Source organism: Sporomusa sp., assembly GCF_057736855.1.
The window spans coordinates 1-2,482 of the sequence record NZ_JBYKYF010000384.1; the positions used below are offsets into that span (position 1 = coordinate 1).

The 2,482-nt window shown below is 44.2% G+C and carries 2 protein-coding genes; both read right to left on the minus strand.

The window, feature by feature from the left end; translation table 11 throughout:
- Positions 1–758 (minus strand): HD-GYP domain-containing protein (locus AC29Z1_RS16565; RefSeq protein WP_488272556.1); only part of this gene is annotated, 758 nt, incomplete at its 3' end.
- 210 nt (positions 759–968) lie between these two features.
- A partial coding sequence (locus tag AC29Z1_RS16570; protein ID WP_488272557.1) for an AAA family ATPase occupies positions 969–2,482 on the minus strand: 1,514 nt, incomplete at its 5' end.

A 2,482-nucleotide genomic window follows, 5' to 3' on the forward strand; every position in this document is an offset into this window, starting at 1 on the left:
GCAATAATCCTGGCATAGGGGTGGATTTTCTTGCCTGTTACTCCTAGTGGGAAACCAGTGCCATCCATGAGTTCATGGTGTTGCAATGCACTGTATAAAACTTCTTGCGGTAAAGATGGCACATGTCGGAGTAGCTTACCGCCGTTAATTACGTGGGCTTTAGGTTCGGGTTCGGCATCTTTGGCAATAACCAGTTTGCCAATATCATGTAACAGGCCTGCAAGGACAAGTGTTTTTATCTGCTCATCGTTAAACTTAAGTTTACGGCCGATGATACTGCTGATGAAGGCTACCATAACGGAATGGCGAGTAACTTTGTCGGCAAGATTGTAGTCACTTACCAGCAAATATTCCATAATAGCCGGTCCAGTGGATAATACGGTAGAATAGATATTAAACGAAATATCTTTTAGTTCTTGAACCGGAATTTGATCGGTATTTCGGATAAAATCAAAAGATTGGGAAGTAGTCGTAATCAGTGCGTCGTACTCTTTAAAAAAGTGCATAAATTCTTCAACTAAGAGGTCTTGGCTGCTGGGTACCTGTTCTGGCGGTGCAGGTTCTTCCGGGCTGTTGTCGGGTGAATCGCAAACAACAAAGACATGACTGACATTCCACATCATTAATAGCGAAATCGTACGTGGGGTGATGACGATACCTGTTCCCAACAGTATCTTGCCACTGGCTGACAAAACCGGTTCACCAATGATCATGCCTGGTTTTAAATCTTTAACTGCAGTCATTCTGGTAGTAGGCATAAAAACAACTCCCTTTTGCCCAATATATGGACCTCATAAGCAGGTTGGAAAGGAAAGCTATATGAGTGTGATTATAAAAATAATGGCATCATAAGTATAAGTTGAACATTACTGGAATTCAATCAATCAAAAGTCATAATACTGTTAGTACTTAAGTCCTGAAAAAAGAGAATCCCAGCATTGGCTGGGAATCAGTAGTAGTTATTTATGTTATTGGGCGTCCTTCTTTGGTTCAACGGTCAATACTAATTTTCCGGCAGGGGCGCTTAACAGCACTTTGTCATTTTCCCGAACTTGGCTGCGAATAATCATTTTACTCAGTTCGGTTTCTACCACGTGACTAATAAGACGTTTTAGGGGGCGCGCTCCGAATTGAGGATCATAACCTTCTTTGGCTAGCAGCTTGAGGGCACTATCGTCCCAGGTTAGGCTGATATTAAGTTGCTTATGCAGGCGTTTGTTCAGGTTCTCTAACATGATGGCGGCAATCTCCGCCACTTGACTGGCAGACAGAGCATTGAAGACAATGATGTCGTCGATTCGGTTCAAAAATTCAGGACGGAAGTGACGTTTGAGAAGTTCCAGAACCCGCTCTTTAGCAATCGTAAATTCGTTGTTTAAAATTTCCTGGGAGCCAAGATTGGAGGTCATAATGATGACTGTGTTTTTAAAGTCAACGGTACGACCTTTACTGTCAGTTAGGCGTCCATCATCCAAAATTTGTAGCAGGACATTAAATACATCATTATGAGCTTTTTCTACCTCATCTAGAAGTACGACACTGTAGGGGCGGCGACGTACAGCTTCTGTTAACTGACCACCTTCATCATAGCCGACATAGCCGGGAGGAGCACCGATGAGCCGTGCGACCGCATGTTTTTCCATGTATTCACTCATATCCAGGCGAATCATATTGCGTTCATCATCAAACAATACTTCGGCCAAAGTTTTTGCCAGCTCAGTTTTGCCGACACCGGTTGGTCCAAGGAAGATGAAGGAGCCTATGGGACGGCCGGGATCTTTGATCCCAGCGCGGGCACGAATAATAGCTTCGCTGATAGCGGTGACTGCAGCATCTTGGCCAATTACCCGGCGGTGGAGGATTGATTCAAGATTAATCAGTTTTTCCCGTTCGCCAGTCATAAGTTTGGTGACAGGCACACCTGTCCAACGGCTGACCACTTTGGCAATATCATCTTCATCTACTTCTTCTTTCAGCATGGTTTTGTGAGTCCGGTTGCTGGTTAGTTGTTCTTCTTCGGCTTTTAATTTTTTTTCTAATTCCGGCAAACGGCCATATTTAAGTTCAGCCAGGCGGTTTAAGTCATAGCTTCGTTCTGCTGCTTCCATCTGGGTACGAACGTTTTCAATTTCTTCTTTTATATTTCGCAATCGAACAATTGCCTGTTTTTCCAACTGCCATTGAGCTTTTAAGGAATCAGCTTGTTCCCTAAGACTAGCTAATTCTTGGTGAATGCGTTCCAGTCTGTCCTTAGAAGCCAGATCAGTTTCTTTCTTTAATGCCTGTTCCTCAATTTCTAGCTGCATAATGCGGCGGAGTACTTCATCCAGTTCGCTGGGCATAGAGTCAATTTCGGTGCGGAGTTTGGCAGCCGCTTCATCAACTAAGTCAATGGCCTTGTCTGGCAGGAAGCGGTCAGTGATATAGCGGTCAGACAGTACGGCGGCAGCTACCAGCGCAGCATCCTTAATTTTGACTCCAT